General features: G+C 73.3%; 14 protein-coding genes. 6 read left to right on the forward strand and 8 right to left on the reverse strand.

What is annotated here, in order from left to right:
* Nucleotides 1-152 precede the first annotated feature (152 nt).
* Nucleotides 153-536: a hypothetical protein gene (locus ACGFWJ_RS16205; RefSeq protein ID WP_387644205.1), complete on the forward strand. Its 384-nt coding sequence runs from the start codon at nucleotides 153-155 to the stop codon at nucleotides 534-536.
* A 75-nt stretch (nucleotides 537-611) separates the two neighbouring features.
* Here the strand turns inward: ACGFWJ_RS16205 and ACGFWJ_RS16210 are convergent, their stop codons facing one another.
* Entirely contained in the window at nucleotides 612-1367 is a 756-nt protein-coding gene (locus ACGFWJ_RS16210) for a hypothetical protein (RefSeq protein ID WP_387861042.1), read from the reverse strand.
* Nucleotides 1368-1622: 255 nt separating this feature from the next.
* On the opposite strand from ACGFWJ_RS16210, the gene ACGFWJ_RS16215 reads away from it, so the two are divergent.
* From ACGFWJ_RS16215 to ACGFWJ_RS16225, 3 genes are all read left to right on the forward strand, one after another.
* On the forward strand, nucleotides 1623-1967 hold the full coding sequence (locus tag ACGFWJ_RS16215) for a rodlet layer protein (RefSeq protein ID WP_387644199.1): 345 nt from the start codon (nucleotides 1623-1625) through the stop codon (nucleotides 1965-1967).
* 146 nt (nucleotides 1968-2113) lie between these two features.
* A complete protein-coding gene (locus ACGFWJ_RS16220; protein ID WP_387644197.1) occupies nucleotides 2114-2461 on the forward strand; it encodes a rodlet layer protein in 348 nt (115 codons plus the stop codon).
* A 194-nt stretch (nucleotides 2462-2655) separates the two neighbouring features.
* On the forward strand, nucleotides 2656-2913 hold the full coding sequence (locus ACGFWJ_RS16225) for a hypothetical protein (RefSeq protein WP_387644194.1): 258 nt from the start codon (nucleotides 2656-2658) through the stop codon (nucleotides 2911-2913).
* A gap of 178 nt (nucleotides 2914-3091) precedes the next feature.
* Here ACGFWJ_RS16225 and hemB read toward each other — a convergent pair whose 3' ends face one another.
* From hemB to ACGFWJ_RS16260, 7 genes are all read right to left on the reverse strand, one after another.
* A complete protein-coding gene (gene hemB / locus ACGFWJ_RS16230) occupies nucleotides 3092-4072 on the reverse strand; it encodes a porphobilinogen synthase (RefSeq protein ID WP_392949676.1) in 981 nt (326 codons plus the stop codon).
* A 67-nt stretch (nucleotides 4073-4139) separates the two neighbouring features.
* The gene (locus ACGFWJ_RS16235; RefSeq protein ID WP_392949679.1) at nucleotides 4140-5759 is read right to left on the reverse strand and encodes a uroporphyrinogen-III synthase; all 1620 of its coding nucleotides are present in this window, start codon (nucleotides 5757-5759) and stop codon (nucleotides 4140-4142) included.
* A complete protein-coding gene (gene hemC, locus ACGFWJ_RS16240) occupies nucleotides 5756-6730 on the reverse strand; it encodes a hydroxymethylbilane synthase (protein WP_387644185.1) in 975 nt (324 codons plus the stop codon). The genes ACGFWJ_RS16235 and hemC overlap by 4 nt, the downstream gene beginning before the upstream one ends.
* A 41-nt stretch (nucleotides 6731-6771) precedes the next feature.
* Nucleotides 6772-8157 carry a glutamyl-tRNA reductase gene (locus tag ACGFWJ_RS16245; RefSeq protein WP_387644182.1) on the reverse strand — a complete coding sequence of 462 codons (1386 nt, stop codon included), beginning with the start codon at nucleotides 8155-8157 and terminating at the stop codon, nucleotides 6772-6774.
* A 31-nt stretch (nucleotides 8158-8188) separates the two neighbouring features.
* Nucleotides 8189-9061 (reverse strand): redox-sensing transcriptional repressor Rex, encoded by an 873-nt coding sequence (locus tag ACGFWJ_RS16250; protein ID WP_387644179.1) that lies wholly within the window; start codon nucleotides 9059-9061, stop codon nucleotides 8189-8191.
* Nucleotides 9062-9162: 101 nt separating this feature from the next.
* Nucleotides 9163-9849 carry an exonuclease domain-containing protein gene (locus tag ACGFWJ_RS16255; RefSeq protein WP_392949682.1) on the reverse strand — a complete coding sequence of 229 codons (687 nt, stop codon included), beginning with the start codon at nucleotides 9847-9849 and terminating at the stop codon, nucleotides 9163-9165.
* A 145-nt stretch (nucleotides 9850-9994) separates the two neighbouring features.
* Nucleotides 9995-10273 (reverse strand): glutaredoxin family protein, encoded by a 279-nt coding sequence (locus tag ACGFWJ_RS16260; RefSeq protein WP_387644174.1) that lies wholly within the window; start codon nucleotides 10271-10273, stop codon nucleotides 9995-9997.
* A 99-nt stretch (nucleotides 10274-10372) separates the two neighbouring features.
* Here ACGFWJ_RS16260 and ACGFWJ_RS16265 point away from each other — a divergent pair, with 99 nt between their 5' ends.
* Both ACGFWJ_RS16265 and ACGFWJ_RS16270 read left to right on the forward strand, forming a co-directional pair.
* Nucleotides 10373-11311, forward strand: a complete 939-nt coding sequence (locus tag ACGFWJ_RS16265) for an HAD family hydrolase (protein ID WP_392949685.1) — start codon at nucleotides 10373-10375, stop codon at nucleotides 11309-11311.
* 465 nt (nucleotides 11312-11776) lie between these two features.
* Nucleotides 11777-12625: an ECF subfamily RNA polymerase sigma factor, BldN family gene (locus tag ACGFWJ_RS16270; RefSeq protein ID WP_392949688.1), complete on the forward strand. Its 849-nt coding sequence runs from the start codon at nucleotides 11777-11779 to the stop codon at nucleotides 12623-12625.
* Nucleotides 12626-13004 lie beyond the last annotated feature (379 nt).

The following is a 13004-nucleotide window of genomic DNA, read 5'->3' on the forward strand; positions in this document are numbered from 1 at the left end:
CCCGCGCACACTGCCCCTCGGCCACCGGCCGGGGGGCAGTGCTCGTCCCCGCCGCACCCACGTACTCGTCGCCTCGGAGTACCCAGCGCCCCGGCGACTCGTTAACCCGACGTACCTGTCACCCCGAAGTCCCCTCCCCGAAGGAATGGCCGATGTCCCGGACGACCACCGGAGCGCTGGCCGCGCTCGGCGCCGCGCTGCTGCTCGGCGGCCTCACCGCCCAGACCGCGCACGCCGAGACCGACCAGCTCGCCGGGCTCCCGCTGCCCGCCCCCCACCTGCAGCCCGCCGACGCCCAGGCGGCGCTCGGTGGCACCACCTCCGCGCTCGGCTACGCGGTCGCCCCGGCCAAGGACCTGCGGCTCGACCCGTGGGCCGGATCCGGTGCGGACGTGTTCAACAACGGCGTCACGGTGATCCCCGACAACGGACCCGGCCCGATCGGCACCGGCACGGTCACCAAGCCGCTGTCCGCCGGCGGCGGGGCCAAGGACCTCCCGCTGGCCGGCCCGCTGCTCAACGCGCTGCCGCTCTGACGTCCCCGGACACCCGTACGGCCCGGCTGCTCCACACGGAGCAACCGGGCCGTACGAACGAGTGGTGGTGCCGCGTCACATCTGCGACTGGTCCAGCGCGCCGGTGAGGGTCTGCGCCGGGTTGGCCTGGTTCAGCATCTCGCCGGTCATGGCGGTGGTGGTGCCGGCCAGCGTCTTCACCGAGTCGGTGACCGAGATCTGGTCCTGCTCGCCGCCGAGCGAGGCCTTGGCACCCGGCACGGCCTGCACCGGGGCGGTCACCAGGTGCGGGTCCACCTTGTCCAGCGTCAGTGCGGCGTCGGTCAGCCGGCCGCTCTCGCCCTGCACGAAGCTGACCGGCCGGCCCAGGCCGACCGCCGGGCCGGCCACGTTCAGCGGGGCGGGCGGCGCGTCCAGGTCCAGGCTGCCGAGCCGCGCGCCCTGGTCCAGTTCGGGCAGCGGCAGCGTGGCGCCCAGCGACGGGCCCAGCTTGGTGCCGCCCAGGGCCGGCAGCACGTGGTCCGGGATCGGCTCGGTCGGGCTCTGGCCGGTCCCGCTCGGCGGCAGCAGCGGCGAGGACGGGATGCCGCCGTGGATCTCGCCGCCGTCCGCGAGCAGCGGCAGCGGCGAGTCCGGCGTGCTGAGCGGAATGCTGAACGGCACCTGCTTGGTGGCCAGTCCGTCCTCTAGCGCGGCCACCTCGGCCGGGGTCTTCGCCGCGGCCTGGGCCACGCCCTGCGTCGCCGCCACGCCCGCGCCGACCGCCAGCAGCAGGGCGCCCGCGGCCCGCTTGGAGAGCTTCATGGTGTTCGCCGTTCGTTCGGGTATCCGGTAATTCGGTACGTCGGTCATTCCGTATGACTTCTCGTGCCGCCAGCAGCCCGGGAGGTACTTCGGGTGCGTCGCGCACATCCTGGCGAACGAGCCACCTCCCCCCGGATAGCGGCAGTTAACCGGAACGGCCTAATAATCCGACTGGCGCGCGGAGAAATCGATGATCCTCGACGAATTTTCTCCGCCCCCGTAACTTTCCTGTTCGCCATTCTTTGATCCCGACGACGACGGGGCAGCACCCCTCGAACGGTATTTCAGAGAGGTATCTCGACCATGCTCAAGAAGTCTTTGGCCACCGTCGGCCTGGCCGCCGCCGCGCTGGCCGCAGTGTCCTCCCCCGCCGTCGCGATCGGCGACGCGGACGGTTCGGCCGCCACCATCCAGGGGAATGGCGGCACCAACTCCAGCGGCACCTGGGGCAACCACAGCCCGAACTTCCACTTCGCCGACAACCCGAACATCTGCCTGCCGGAGATCCACAACATCGGCGTGGCAGTGCTGGGCGTGGCCATCCCGGTCGAGGTCGACGCGCTCAACAACGAGCCCAAGCAGACCTGTGTGGTCGGCCAGGGCACCGTCGGCAGCGGCGACGGCGGCGTCTCCCACCTGGTCGGCTGACGTCCCGTCACCGCCCTGGCGCGGAGCCTCCCGCTCCGCGCCCCACGATCCGCCCGCGCCGTTCCCCCGGCCGGGCGGTGGCCCCGGCGCGAGCCACGCGCAAGGGGCGCTGCTCCACTCCATCAGATCCGAAAAGGAATGACCCCATGATCAAGAAGGCTCTCGCCGCCGTCGGCGTCGTCGCCGCCGGTTTCGCCATGTCCGCCTCCCCCGCGATGGCCATCGGCGACGCGGACGGCTCCGCCGTCTCCCTGCAGGGCGACGGCGGCACCAACGCCACCGGCACCCACGGCAACCACAGCCCGAACAACCACGTGCTGGACAACCCGAACATCTGCCTGCCCGACATCCACAACATCGGCGTGGGTGCCCTCATCGGCATCGTCGTCCCGGTCGAGGTCGACGCGCTCAACAACGGTGCCAAGCAGACCTGCGACATCGGCCAGAACACCGCCACCGCCGGCGACGGTGGCGTCAGCCACCTGATCGGCTGATCTTCCCGGTCACAGCCGACCGCCGGGTCCGGGGCCAGCCCCGGGCCCGGCGGTTCCGTGTCTCCGGCCGTACCCCCATCCGTTCGTCCGCGGCGCGACCGGGTGATCGGAGCACCGGCGGGCGCGTGCAGCGCCCCGCCAGCCGCACCCCCGTGTTGACGTAGAGACACCACCCGACGCAGAGAGGAACTCTCATGAAGAGCAAGCTGGGCAAGGCCGTCGTCACCACCGTCGCCGCGCTCGCCCTGGCCGGCATCGCCTCCCCCGCCTGTGCGCACGTCGCTGCCGGTGGCGGCGAGGAGGGCGTGATCACCGCCCACGAGCCCTTCATCGCGGGCCACGGAGCGGGCTTCGCCGCGACCGACCACATCTTCACCGCGGGCGGCCGCTACGGCTGGGCCACCTCCACCGCGATCGGCGGCGGCGAGGGCGGCATCATCGCCATCGGCTGACCCCGCGAAAGCCGCCGGCGCAAAGGCCGACGGACGCGAAAACAGGGGCGCGGGGAACTGCGCGCAGCGGAAGGCACCCAACCGCAAGATCGCAACGCAGGACAGTGACCTGCTCTTGATCGCGACCTTGCGGACCGGCCTTGCGCTTGCCGCGCAGTTCCCCGCGCCCCTTCCTGTGCTAGCGCAGCAGCTGGGCGGCCTCGGTGGCCCAGTAGGTGAGGATCTGCTCGGCGCCGGCCCGGCGGATCGAGGTGAGCGTCTCCAGGATGGTGCGCTCGCGGTCGATCCAGCCGTTGGCGGCGGCGGCCTCGACCATCGAGTACTCGCCGGAGACCTGGTAGGCGGAGACCGGCACCGGGGAGGCGTCGGCGATCTGGCGCAGGACGTCCAGGTAGGCCATCGCGGGCTTGACCATCACCATGTCCGCGCCCTCGGCGAGGTCCTGCTCCAGCTCGCGCAGCGACTCGCGGGCGTTGGCCGGGTCCTGCTGGTAGGTCTTGCGGTCGCCCTTGAGCGAGGAACCGACGGCCTCCCGGAACGGGCCGTAGAACGCGGAGGCGTACTTCGCGGTGTAGGCGAGGATGCCGGTGTCCTGGTAACCCGCGTCGTCCAGGGCGCGGCGGATGACGGCGACCTGACCGTCCATCATCCCGGACGGGCCGACCAGGTGGACGCCCGCCTCGGCCTGCACGACGGCCATCTCGGCGTAGCGCTCCAGGGTGGCGTCGTTGTCGACCGAGCCGTCCTCGGCGAGCACGCCGCAGTGGCCGTGGTCGGTGTACTCGTCCAGGCACAGGTCGGACATCACCACCAGGGCGTCGCCGACCTCGGAGACCACGTCGCGGATGGCGACCTGCAGGATGCCGTCGGGGTTGGTGCCCTCGGTACCGACCGCGTCCTGCACCTCGGGGACGCCGAACAGCATGATGCCGCCCAGCCCGGCCTCGGCGGCCTCGACGGCGGCCCGGCGAAGGGTGTCCCGGGTGTGCTGGACGACGCCGGGCATCGAGGTGATCGGCTTCGGCTCGGCGATGCCCTCGCGGACGAACGCGGGCAGGATCAGCTCGGCCGGGTGGAGCCGGGTCTCGGCGACCAGGCGGCGCATCGCGGGGGTGGAGCGCAGGCGGCGCGGGCGGACGGACGGGAATTCGGCGGACACTTCGAAGGCTCCCTGAGTCACGAAAAAGACGCCGGGGGAGGTTTGGTCGGCCTCCCCCGACAGAGGGTCAGCGCGCCTTGCGGCGCGAACCGGGGCGGCGTTCGCTCGGCCGGTAGACCGGCTCGCCCGCCGCGGTGGCGGCGTCCCGGCGGTTGGCCCCGAAGTCGGCCAGCGCCTGGGCGAGCGCGGACGCGGACGGGGCCGGGGCCATCACGTCGACCCGCAGGCCGTGCTCCTCCGCCGTCTTGGCGGTGGCCGGGCCGATGCAGGCGATGACGGTCACGTTGTGCGGCTTGCCGGCGATGCCGACCAGGTTCCGGACGGTCGAGGACGAGGTGAACAGCACCGCGTCGAAACCGCCGCCCTTGATCGCCTCGCGGGTCTCGGCCGGCGGCGGCGAGGCGCGCACCGTCCGGTACGCCGTCACGTCGTCGACCTCCCAGCCGAGCTCGACCAGGCCGGCCACCAGGGTCTCGGTGGCGATGTCGGCGCGCGGCAGCAGCACCCGGTCGATCGGGTCGAACACCGGGTCGTAGGGCGGCCAGTCCTCCAGCAGGCCGGCGGCGGACTGCTCGCCGGACGGCACCAGGTCGGGCTTCACGCCGAAGTCGACCAGCGCCTGCGCGGTGGTCTCGCCGACCGCCGCGACCTTGATGCCGGCGAAGGCGCGGGCGTCGAGCCCGTACTCCTCGAACTTCTCCCGGACGGCCTTGACGGCGTTCACCGAGGTGAAGGCGATCCACTCGTAGCGGCCGGTGACCAGGCCCTTGATCGCGCGTTCCATCTGCTGCGGGGTGCGCGGCGGCTCGACCGCGATGGTCGGCACCTCCTGCGGCACCGCGCCGTACGAGCGCAGCTGCTCGGACAGGCCGTGGGCCTGCTCCTTGGTGCGCGGCACCAGCACGTTCCAGCCGAACAGCGGCTTGGTCTCGAACCAGGAGTGCGAGGCGCGGTGGGCGACCTGCTGGCCCACCACGGCTATCACCGAGGTCGCCGGGTCCACCGGGGCGGAGACCGGCGAGGGCAGCACCCGGGCGGCCTTCAGGTCGGCGGCGATGGCGGCCAGCGTGGAGGTGAAGGTGCGCTGGCGGGTGGTGGTGCCGGAGAGCGTCGCGGACAGCGCCGCGTCGGGCTTGCGGCCGTGCGCCACCAGGGCGTTCGCGGTCGCGGGCAGCTGGCCCAGGGTGGTGCGCACCACCAGGGTGGTCTCGGGCGCGCCGAGGTCGACCAGCTGGCCGCCGAGCAGCGCCTCGCCGTCCACGAACCGGACGTCCGCGCCCTGGTCGCCGCGGAGCGGGACACCCGCGTAGGCGGGCACGCCGACCGACTGGGCGACGCCGGGGACGACCTCGAACGGGACGCCGGCCTTGGCGCAGCGCAGCATCTCCTGGGCGGCGCAGCCGTCCAGGCCGGGGTCGCCGTCGACGGTGCGGACCAGGTGGCGGCCGGCCCGGACCGCGTCGGCGGCCAGGTCGCACAGCTCCTTGCCGGCGTCGGCCGGGTCGATCACCTGGACGCCGCTGGGGCAGTGGGTGCGGACCGCGGCGGCGGTCAGCGGGTCCGCGATCAGCACGTCGGCGGTGCTGAGCACGTCGACGGCGCGCAGGGTGAGCAGTCCGGGGTCGCCGGGGCCGGCGCCGAGGAAGGTGCAGCGCCCTGCGGGCGGGTGGAATCCGGCGGCGGTCATCGGGCGCGCTCCCCCATCAGGTCGGCCGCTCCGGCGTCGAGCAGCCGGGTGGCCAGGGCGCGGCCCAGGGCCGCGGCCTGCTCCTCGGCGGCTTCGTCGAGGACGAGCGGGCCGTTGGCGGACATCTTGAGCAGTTCGGCGCCGTCGGTGGTGCCGACCACGCCCTCCAGGCGCAGTTCGGTGCCGGCCCAGGTGGCCAGCGCGGCGACCGGCGCGGAGCAGCCGGCCTCCAGGGTGGCCAGCAGGGCGCGCTCGGCGACCACGGCGGCCCGGGTGGGGACGTGGTCGAGCCGGGACAGCACGGCGGCCAGGGTCGGGTCGACGCACTCGACGGCGAGCGCGCCCTGCCCGGGGGCGGGCAGCATCAGCGCAGTGTCGAGGTGCTCGGTGATCTCGGCGTGGCGGCCGAGCCGGTTCAGGCCGGCGGTGGCCAGCACCACGGCGTCGAGTTCGCCGGAGGTGACGAAGTTGATGCGGGTGTCGACGTTGCCGCGGATGGCGACGGTCTCGAGGTCGGCGTCGTGCGCCCGGGCCCAGGCGTTGAGCTGGGCCATCCGGCGCGGGGAGCCGGTGCCGATCCGGACGGTGCGGCCGTCGGCCTTGCCGACCAGCTCGGCCAGGGTGAGGCCGTCGCGGGCGATCAGGGCGTCCCGGACGTCCTCGCGCTCGGGGACGGCGGCCAGCAGCAGCCCGGTGGGGGCGGCGGTCGGGAGGTCCTTGAGCGAGTGGACGGCCAGGTCGATGCGGCCCTCCAGCAGGGCGTCGCGCAGCGCGGAGACGAACACACCGGTGCCGCCGATCTGCGCCAGCGACTCCCGGGAGACGTCCCCGTAGGTGGTGATCTCGACCAGCTCCACCCGGCGGCCGGTGATCTTGGCCACCTCCTCGGCGACCATGCCCGACTGGGCCATGGCGAGGGCGCTGCGGCGGGTACCGAGGCGCAGCGGCGTCACTGTCTCTGGACCATTCATGAGGTGATCGTCCTGGTCGTGCTGGGGGGCTGACGGGGTGTTCATCTGGGTGCTCCGGCGGGCGGGGCGACGGCGGCCTGGGCGGCGGGGATACCGCCGGCCGGGATCGAGGACCCGGCCCGGTCGCCGGTCGGGGTGCCGGAGACAGCGTGCACTGCCGCGGGGTCCAAGTCGAACAGTTCGCGCAGGGCTTCCGCGTAGGAGGCCCCGCCGGGTTCGGCGGCGAGCTGCTTGACCTTGACGGTCGGGGCGTGCAGCAGTTTTTCGACCACCCGGCGGACGGCCTGCGAGATCTCCGCGCTGGAGCGCTCGTCGAGGTCGGGCAACCGGGAGGTGAGCCGGGCGAGTTCGCTGCGGACCACCTCGGAGGCCATGGCGCGCAGGGCGACCACGGTGGGGGCGATCCGGGCGGCGCGCTGCGCCTGGCCGAATGCGGTGACCTCGTCGCCGACGATGGTGGAGACGGCGTCCACGTCGCCCGCACCGGGGGTGGCGGCGTGCGCGTGGGAGAGGCTCTCCAGGTCGACCAGCAGGGCGCCGTCGAGCTGGTGCACGGCGTGGTCGACGTCCCGCGGCATGGCGAGGTCGAGGAAGGCGAGCGGCTGCTCGGCGCTGCGGGCGGCGACCGCGGCGGCCACCTCGGCGGCGTCGATCACGGTGCCGGCGGCGCCGGTGCAGGAGATCACCAGGTCCACGTCGGCGAGTGCCTGCGGGACCTTGTCGAAGTCCAGGGTACGGGCGGCGCCGCCGAGGATCTCCACCAGGCGTTCGGCGCGGGCCGGGGTGCGGTTGGCGATCTGCAGGTCGGTGATGCCGACCCGGACCAGGGTGGCGGCGGCCAGCGAGCTCATCGAGCCCGCGCCGACCACCAGGGCGCGCTTGCCGGCGATCGGGCCGGCGCCGACGGCGACCTGCTCCAGGCCGAAGGTGACCAGCGACTGGCCGGCCTTGTCGATGCCGGTCTCGCTGTGCGCCCGCTTGCCGACCCGCAGGGCCTGCTGGAACAGCTCGTTGAGGCCGCGGCCCGCGGTGTGCTCGTCCTGGGCCTTGGCCAGGGCGTCGCGCAGCTGGCCGAGGATCTGGCCCTCGCCGACGACCATCGAGTCCAGGCCGCAGGCCACCGAGAACAGGTGGTGGACGGCGCGGTCCTCGTAGTGCACGTACAGGTGCGGGGTGAGCTCGTCGAGGTCGACGCCGCTGTGCCCGGCGAGCATCTGGGACAGCTCGGCGACGCCGGCGTGGAACTTGTCCACGTCGGCGTACAGCTCGATCCGGTTGCAGGTGTTGACCAGTGCCGCTTCCGCGACGGTCGCCGAGGCGGCGGCGTCGTGCAGCAGCCGGGTCGGGCTCTCGCCGGTGAGCGCGGCGCGCTCCAGTACGCCGACCGGTGCGGTCCGGTGACTCAGACCGACTACCAGAAGACTCATGCCCCCACCTCGTCGTGACGGATGTTGGTGCTCACGCCGGCATCACCGCGGACAGGTCGTCCTCGGGGCCCTTGGTGCCCTTGGCGGCCGGGGTGCTCTTCGCCTGCTCACCCTTGCCGCCACCGGCGGCGCGGCGCAGCTTGGCGGCGGCGGCGCGGACCGGCCCGGGGGCGCGGTCGAGCACCGAGTCGCCGGCGGCGGGCTCGTCGCCGGCCTTGCGCTGCTCGTGGAAGGCGAGGATCTGCAGCTCGATCGACAGGTCGACCTTGCGCACGTCCACACCGTCCGGAACGGTCAGCACGGTGGGGGCGAAGTTGAGGATGCTGGTGACGCCGGCCTCGACCAGGCGGTCGCAGACCAGCTGGGCGGCGCCGGGCGGGGTGGTGATCACGCCGATGGAGACGTGCTGGGAGACGACGATGTCCTCCAGCTCGTCCATGTGCCGCACCGGCAGGCCGGCGGCGGTGCTGCCGACCACGTTGGGGTCGGCGTCCAGCAGGGCGGCGACCCGGAAGCCGCGGGAGGCGAAGCCGCCGTAGTTGGCGAGGGCGTGGCCGAGGTTGCCGATGCCGACGATGACGACCGGCCAGTCCTGGGTGAGGCCGAGCTCGCGGGAGATCTGGTAGACGAGGTATTCCACGTCGTAGCCGACGCCTCGGGTGCCGTAGGACCCGAGGTAGGAGAAGTCCTTGCGGAGCTTGGCGGAGTTCACGCCGGCCGCGGCGGCCAGCTCCTCGGAGGAGACGGTCGGCACGGAACGCTCGGACAGCGCGGTCAGCGCCCGCAGGTAGAGCGGGAGACGGGCCACCGTCGCCTCCGGAATGCCCCGCGCACGCGAGGTCCGGCGCGCGGCGCCCGGATCGGGCGTCTGCGAACTGTGGGGTGAGGGTCGGCCGATTGCCACGGTGCTCCTGTGGGTGAAGCTGGGCTTGGACCGCCAGGCTATGCGTTTGTGAACGTGTGCACAAAGATGGTGTCCGATTTGTCCCCGAACAGTGACACGCATCACTCGTAACCCGCCGCACCGACCAGCGGACGCGACCCTTCCGCTCCGGCCGGCCACGGACCCAGCGGAGCCCACCGGCGCAGCAGTGGGACCGACCCCGGGGCGCGGGCCGAACGGGCCGCCGCCAGCCGCGGCCACGGCACCGCTGCGGCTCGACCAGCCTCCGGAACCAGCTCGTCCATCGGGGATCCGAGCCGCAGGCAGTGGCGCAGCAGTTCGACGGTGGCCCGGGCGTCGCCGAGCGCGGTGTGCGCCGGGAACCAGCCGAGCCCGGCCGCCTCCACGCACGCCGACAGTCCGAAACCGCCCGCCTGCGGCATCAGCCGCCGGGCCAGCCGCATCGTGCACACCGCCGGCAGCACCGGCAGCACCACGCCGATCCGCGCGAACTCCCGCTCCAGGAACGCCCGGTCGCAGGTCACGTGGTGTCCGACCAGCACCCGGTCGGCCAGCAGCTCCAGCAGCCAGGGCGCGATCTGCCGGAACCGCGGTGCGCCGACCACGTCCTCCTGCGCTATCCGGTGCACGTGCGTCGGCCCCACCGGCCCGGCCGGGTCGAGCAGCGTGGCGAACACCCGCTCGGTGCGCAGGGCGGCGTCCAGCTGCACCACGGCGACCTCGACCACCCGGTGGCGCCAGGGGCTGCGACCGGTGGCCTCGACGTCGACGACGGCATAGCCGTTCATCGCGCCCTCCTCTTGCACGGCCCCCGGTGGACAACCGTTCGATGGTAAGCCGGGAGCCGCTGGAACTCCTAGGGCCGAGGGCGTCGAGCGCCTACGAAGGACCGCCGGAGCGAGGGCAGGCCCTCGGGGCCCGCCGGCCGGGGAGTCAGGCCAGCGCCTTGCGCAGCCGCTTCTCGTCCACCCGCCAGAAGTCGTGCTGGCGGCCGTCGATCAGCGTCACCGGGATCTGCTCGGCGTACTGCTCGTACAGCGCCGCGTCCTGCAGGATGTCCTTCTCCTCGAAGCCGACGCCGAGCTCGCCGACCACCTTGAGGATCACCGCCCGGGCGTCCTCGCACAGATGGCAGCCGGGCTTGCCGATCAGCGTCACCGTGGTGTCGGCCGGGTTCTTCTTCGCACGTCGCAGCAGGCTCACCCCACTCATTGTGCAGGCGCTCACGGCGCCGCCCCGGATGCCCCTCGTTCACCGGTGCGGCACTCCTCGGTCACGGGGGCGGGCGTCCCGGCTGACTATGCTCGTCCCATGGCAGCGCTGCGAAGGCTCACCCGGTCGAGGCGTTCCACCGACGAACGGACCGTCCTGGCGGGCGAGGCCGCGGCCGACGCCGCTCAGGAACAGCTCACCCCCGACGGTACGGAACCGGGCCGCCCCAAGGCCCCCGAGGGCGACCACACCCCGGTGCCCGGCGACGTCCGGGCCGCCGCGTTCTTCGACTGCGACAACACCATCCTGCGCGGCGCCGCGATCTTCTACCTCGGCGTCGGCCTGTACCGGCGGCGCTTCTTCACCCGCCGCGACCTGGCCCGGTTCGCCTGGCAGCAGGCCGCGTTCCGGCTGCGCGGCGCCGAGAACGCCGAGCACATCGCCGACGCCCGGGACAGCGCGCTCGGCCTGGTCGCGGGCAAGCGCACCGCCGACCTGGAACGGATCTGCGAGGAGATCTTCGAGCCCGTGCTGGCCGAGAAGGTCTGGCCCGGCACCCGCGCCCTGGTCCAGATGCACCTGGACGCCGGACAGCGGGTCTGGCTGGTCACCGCCGCCCCGCAGGAGGTCGCCCGGCTGATCGCCCGCCGGCTCGGCATGACCGGCGCCCTCGGCACCGTCGCCGAGACCCGCGCCGGCGAGTACACCGGACGGCTGGTCGGCGGCATGCTGCACGGCCCCGCCAAGGCCGCCGCCGTCCAGGCCCTGGCCCGCCGCGAGCACCTCGACCTGGCCCGCTGCGCCGCGTTCAGCGACTCCGCCAACGACATCCCGATGCTCAGCCTGGTCGGCCACCCGTACGTGATCAACCCGGACGCGGCGCTGCGCCGGCACGCCCGCGCGATGGGCTGGCGGGTGCGGGACTTCCGCACCGGGCGCAAGGCAGCCAGGATCGGCATCCCCGCGGCGGCCGCGCTCGGCGTCGCGGCCGGGGCGGCCGCCGCCGCGGTGGCGATGCGCCGCCGCCAGCGGGCCTGACCCGGCATCACCCGCCCCGCCCTTGACCGGGCGTCAACCCGCCGCCGCCGACACGCCCCCCGACGGGTGGTCCTGGCATGCCCGCGGACCCTCCCGGGCAGGCCCTGAGCAGGCGCCGCGGCCGTGACCGGAAGTGATCGTTCGGCAGTCGGTCAAAGTCGTGGGTTGGGCACGCCCCGACCGGGGAAACCCGGGCCATCCATCACCAGTCGGTCACCAGGTGCGCACAAGCGGTCGCATTGAGCCGGAGAAATGGCGTCAACTCCGGTCATCGGCAGCCGAATTTGCGCGAGAAGTGGACTTCCTTCGACCACTTCGACCACGGGGTGTAGCTGTCATTGCACAAAGCGTTATTCTCTCTTGGATGCACGCCACCCCGAACGTCCCCGTGACGGGTGGTCAATGCGGCGTGCCTCTCCGCACAGGCGGAGGTGATCCGTCCACAGTTCTGCCTCTGGGAGTCCCGTGTACCCACCCGTCCGGAACGACGCGCCAGCCACCTCCCGCCCGTCGAGCGCCGGCCTCCGCCGCAGTGTGCGCCTGGAGCGACTGTGGGCCGCGATCCGCGAGTTCGAACTGCTGGTGCCCCAACCCGCGGTGGCCGGCCCCGCGTTCACCACGCCCGCCCCCGCCGCGTTCGCCGCGCCACTGCTGCGCTCCACCGCCGCCGGCAGCCCCGCCGCCGCCCCGCGCAGCCGGACCGTGCCCTCCCCCGGCACCCGCGGCCGCACCCGCACCGCGCCCGCCGGCCCCGGCTACGACACCGAGCACAACCCCGTCGTCGATCTGGTCGAACGTGCCCAGAACGGCGAGAGCGAGGCCTTCGGGCGGCTCTACGACCACTACGCCGACACCGTCTACCGGTACATCTACTACCGGGTCGGCAGCCGGGCCACCGCCGAGGACCTCACCAGCGAGACCTTCCTGCGCGCGCTGCGCCGGATCGGCACCTTCACCTGGCAGGGCCGCGACTTCGGGGCCTGGCTGGTCACCATCGCCCGCAACCTGGTGGCCGACCACTTCAAGTCCAGCCGGTTCCGGCTGGAGGTCACCACCGGCGAGATGCTCGACTCCAACGAGTGCGAGCGCAGCCCCGAGGAGTCGGTGCTGGAGTCGCTCTCCAACGCCGCCCTGCTGGACGCGGTGCGGCGGCTCAACCCGCAGCAGCAGGAGTGCGTCACGTTGCGCTTCCTGCAAGGGCTTTCGGTCGCCGAGACGGCCCGGATCATGGGCAAGAACGAGGGCGCCATCAAGACGCTGCAGTACCGGGCGGTGCGCACGCTGGCCCGCCTGCTACCGCCCGACGCCCGGTGATCCGCGGGCCGTGGACGCGACACCCGAGAGACCCCCGACCGGCAGGCCCCGGACCGGCAGACCCTCGCCCGGCAGGCCCCGGCGCGAACGACCTTGCCCGGCGCGCCCGTTGGCGGCGCGCCCGGGCCCGGCGGGCGGGCCGCCGGATCGCCCGGGCCGTGATGCGCCGTCAACCCCGCGCGGGCGCTTGCCCGTCCGGGTGATGGGACGGTCATCTGCTCTGCTTAATACGCCAGGGGGGTCGTGCGTAACCGACTCCCGACACCGCTCGTTGGCCAGCGTGCATCCCGCCACCGGGCCCGCAGTCAAGTGGGATTTCGAGCTGTCACCCGATGGTGTGGTTTCGGCCTGTCGGGACAACCAACCGACGGGCCACGGT

The sequence above is a fragment of the Kitasatospora sp. NPDC048407 genome (assembly GCF_043200475.1).
In the GTDB taxonomy this organism is placed as follows: domain Bacteria; phylum Actinomycetota; class Actinomycetes; order Streptomycetales; family Streptomycetaceae; genus Kitasatospora.

Bases quoted from the DNA above. Each gene is read 5' to 3' on its own strand.
- ACGFWJ_RS16205 (WP_387644205.1), top strand. From the start codon at position 153: ATGTCCCGGACGACCACCGGAGCGCTGGCCGCGCTCGGCGCCGCGCTG.
- ACGFWJ_RS16210 (WP_387861042.1), bottom strand. From the start codon at position 1,367: ATGACCGACGTACCGAATTACCGGATACCCGAACGAACGGCGAACACC.
- ACGFWJ_RS16260 (WP_387644174.1), bottom strand. From the start codon at position 10,273: ATGAGTGGGGTGAGCCTGCTGCGACGTGCGAAGAAGAACCCGGCCGAC.
- ACGFWJ_RS16235 (WP_392949679.1), bottom strand. From the start codon at position 5,759: ATGACCGCCGCCGGATTCCACCCGCCCGCAGGGCGCTGCACCTTCCTC.
- hemC (WP_387644185.1), bottom strand. From the start codon at position 6,730: ATGAATGGTCCAGAGACAGTGACGCCGCTGCGCCTCGGTACCCGCCGC.
- ACGFWJ_RS16215 (WP_387644199.1), top strand. From the start codon at position 1,623: ATGCTCAAGAAGTCTTTGGCCACCGTCGGCCTGGCCGCCGCCGCGCTG.
- ACGFWJ_RS16255 (WP_392949682.1), bottom strand. From the start codon at position 9,849: ATGAACGGCTATGCCGTCGTCGACGTCGAGGCCACCGGTCGCAGCCCC.
- ACGFWJ_RS16245 (WP_387644182.1), bottom strand. From the start codon at position 8,157: ATGAGTCTTCTGGTAGTCGGTCTGAGTCACCGGACCGCACCGGTCGGC.
- ACGFWJ_RS16265 (WP_392949685.1), top strand. From the start codon at position 10,373: ATGGCAGCGCTGCGAAGGCTCACCCGGTCGAGGCGTTCCACCGACGAA.
- ACGFWJ_RS16225 (WP_387644194.1), top strand. From the start codon at position 2,656: ATGAAGAGCAAGCTGGGCAAGGCCGTCGTCACCACCGTCGCCGCGCTC.
- ACGFWJ_RS16220 (WP_387644197.1), top strand. From the start codon at position 2,114: ATGATCAAGAAGGCTCTCGCCGCCGTCGGCGTCGTCGCCGCCGGTTTC.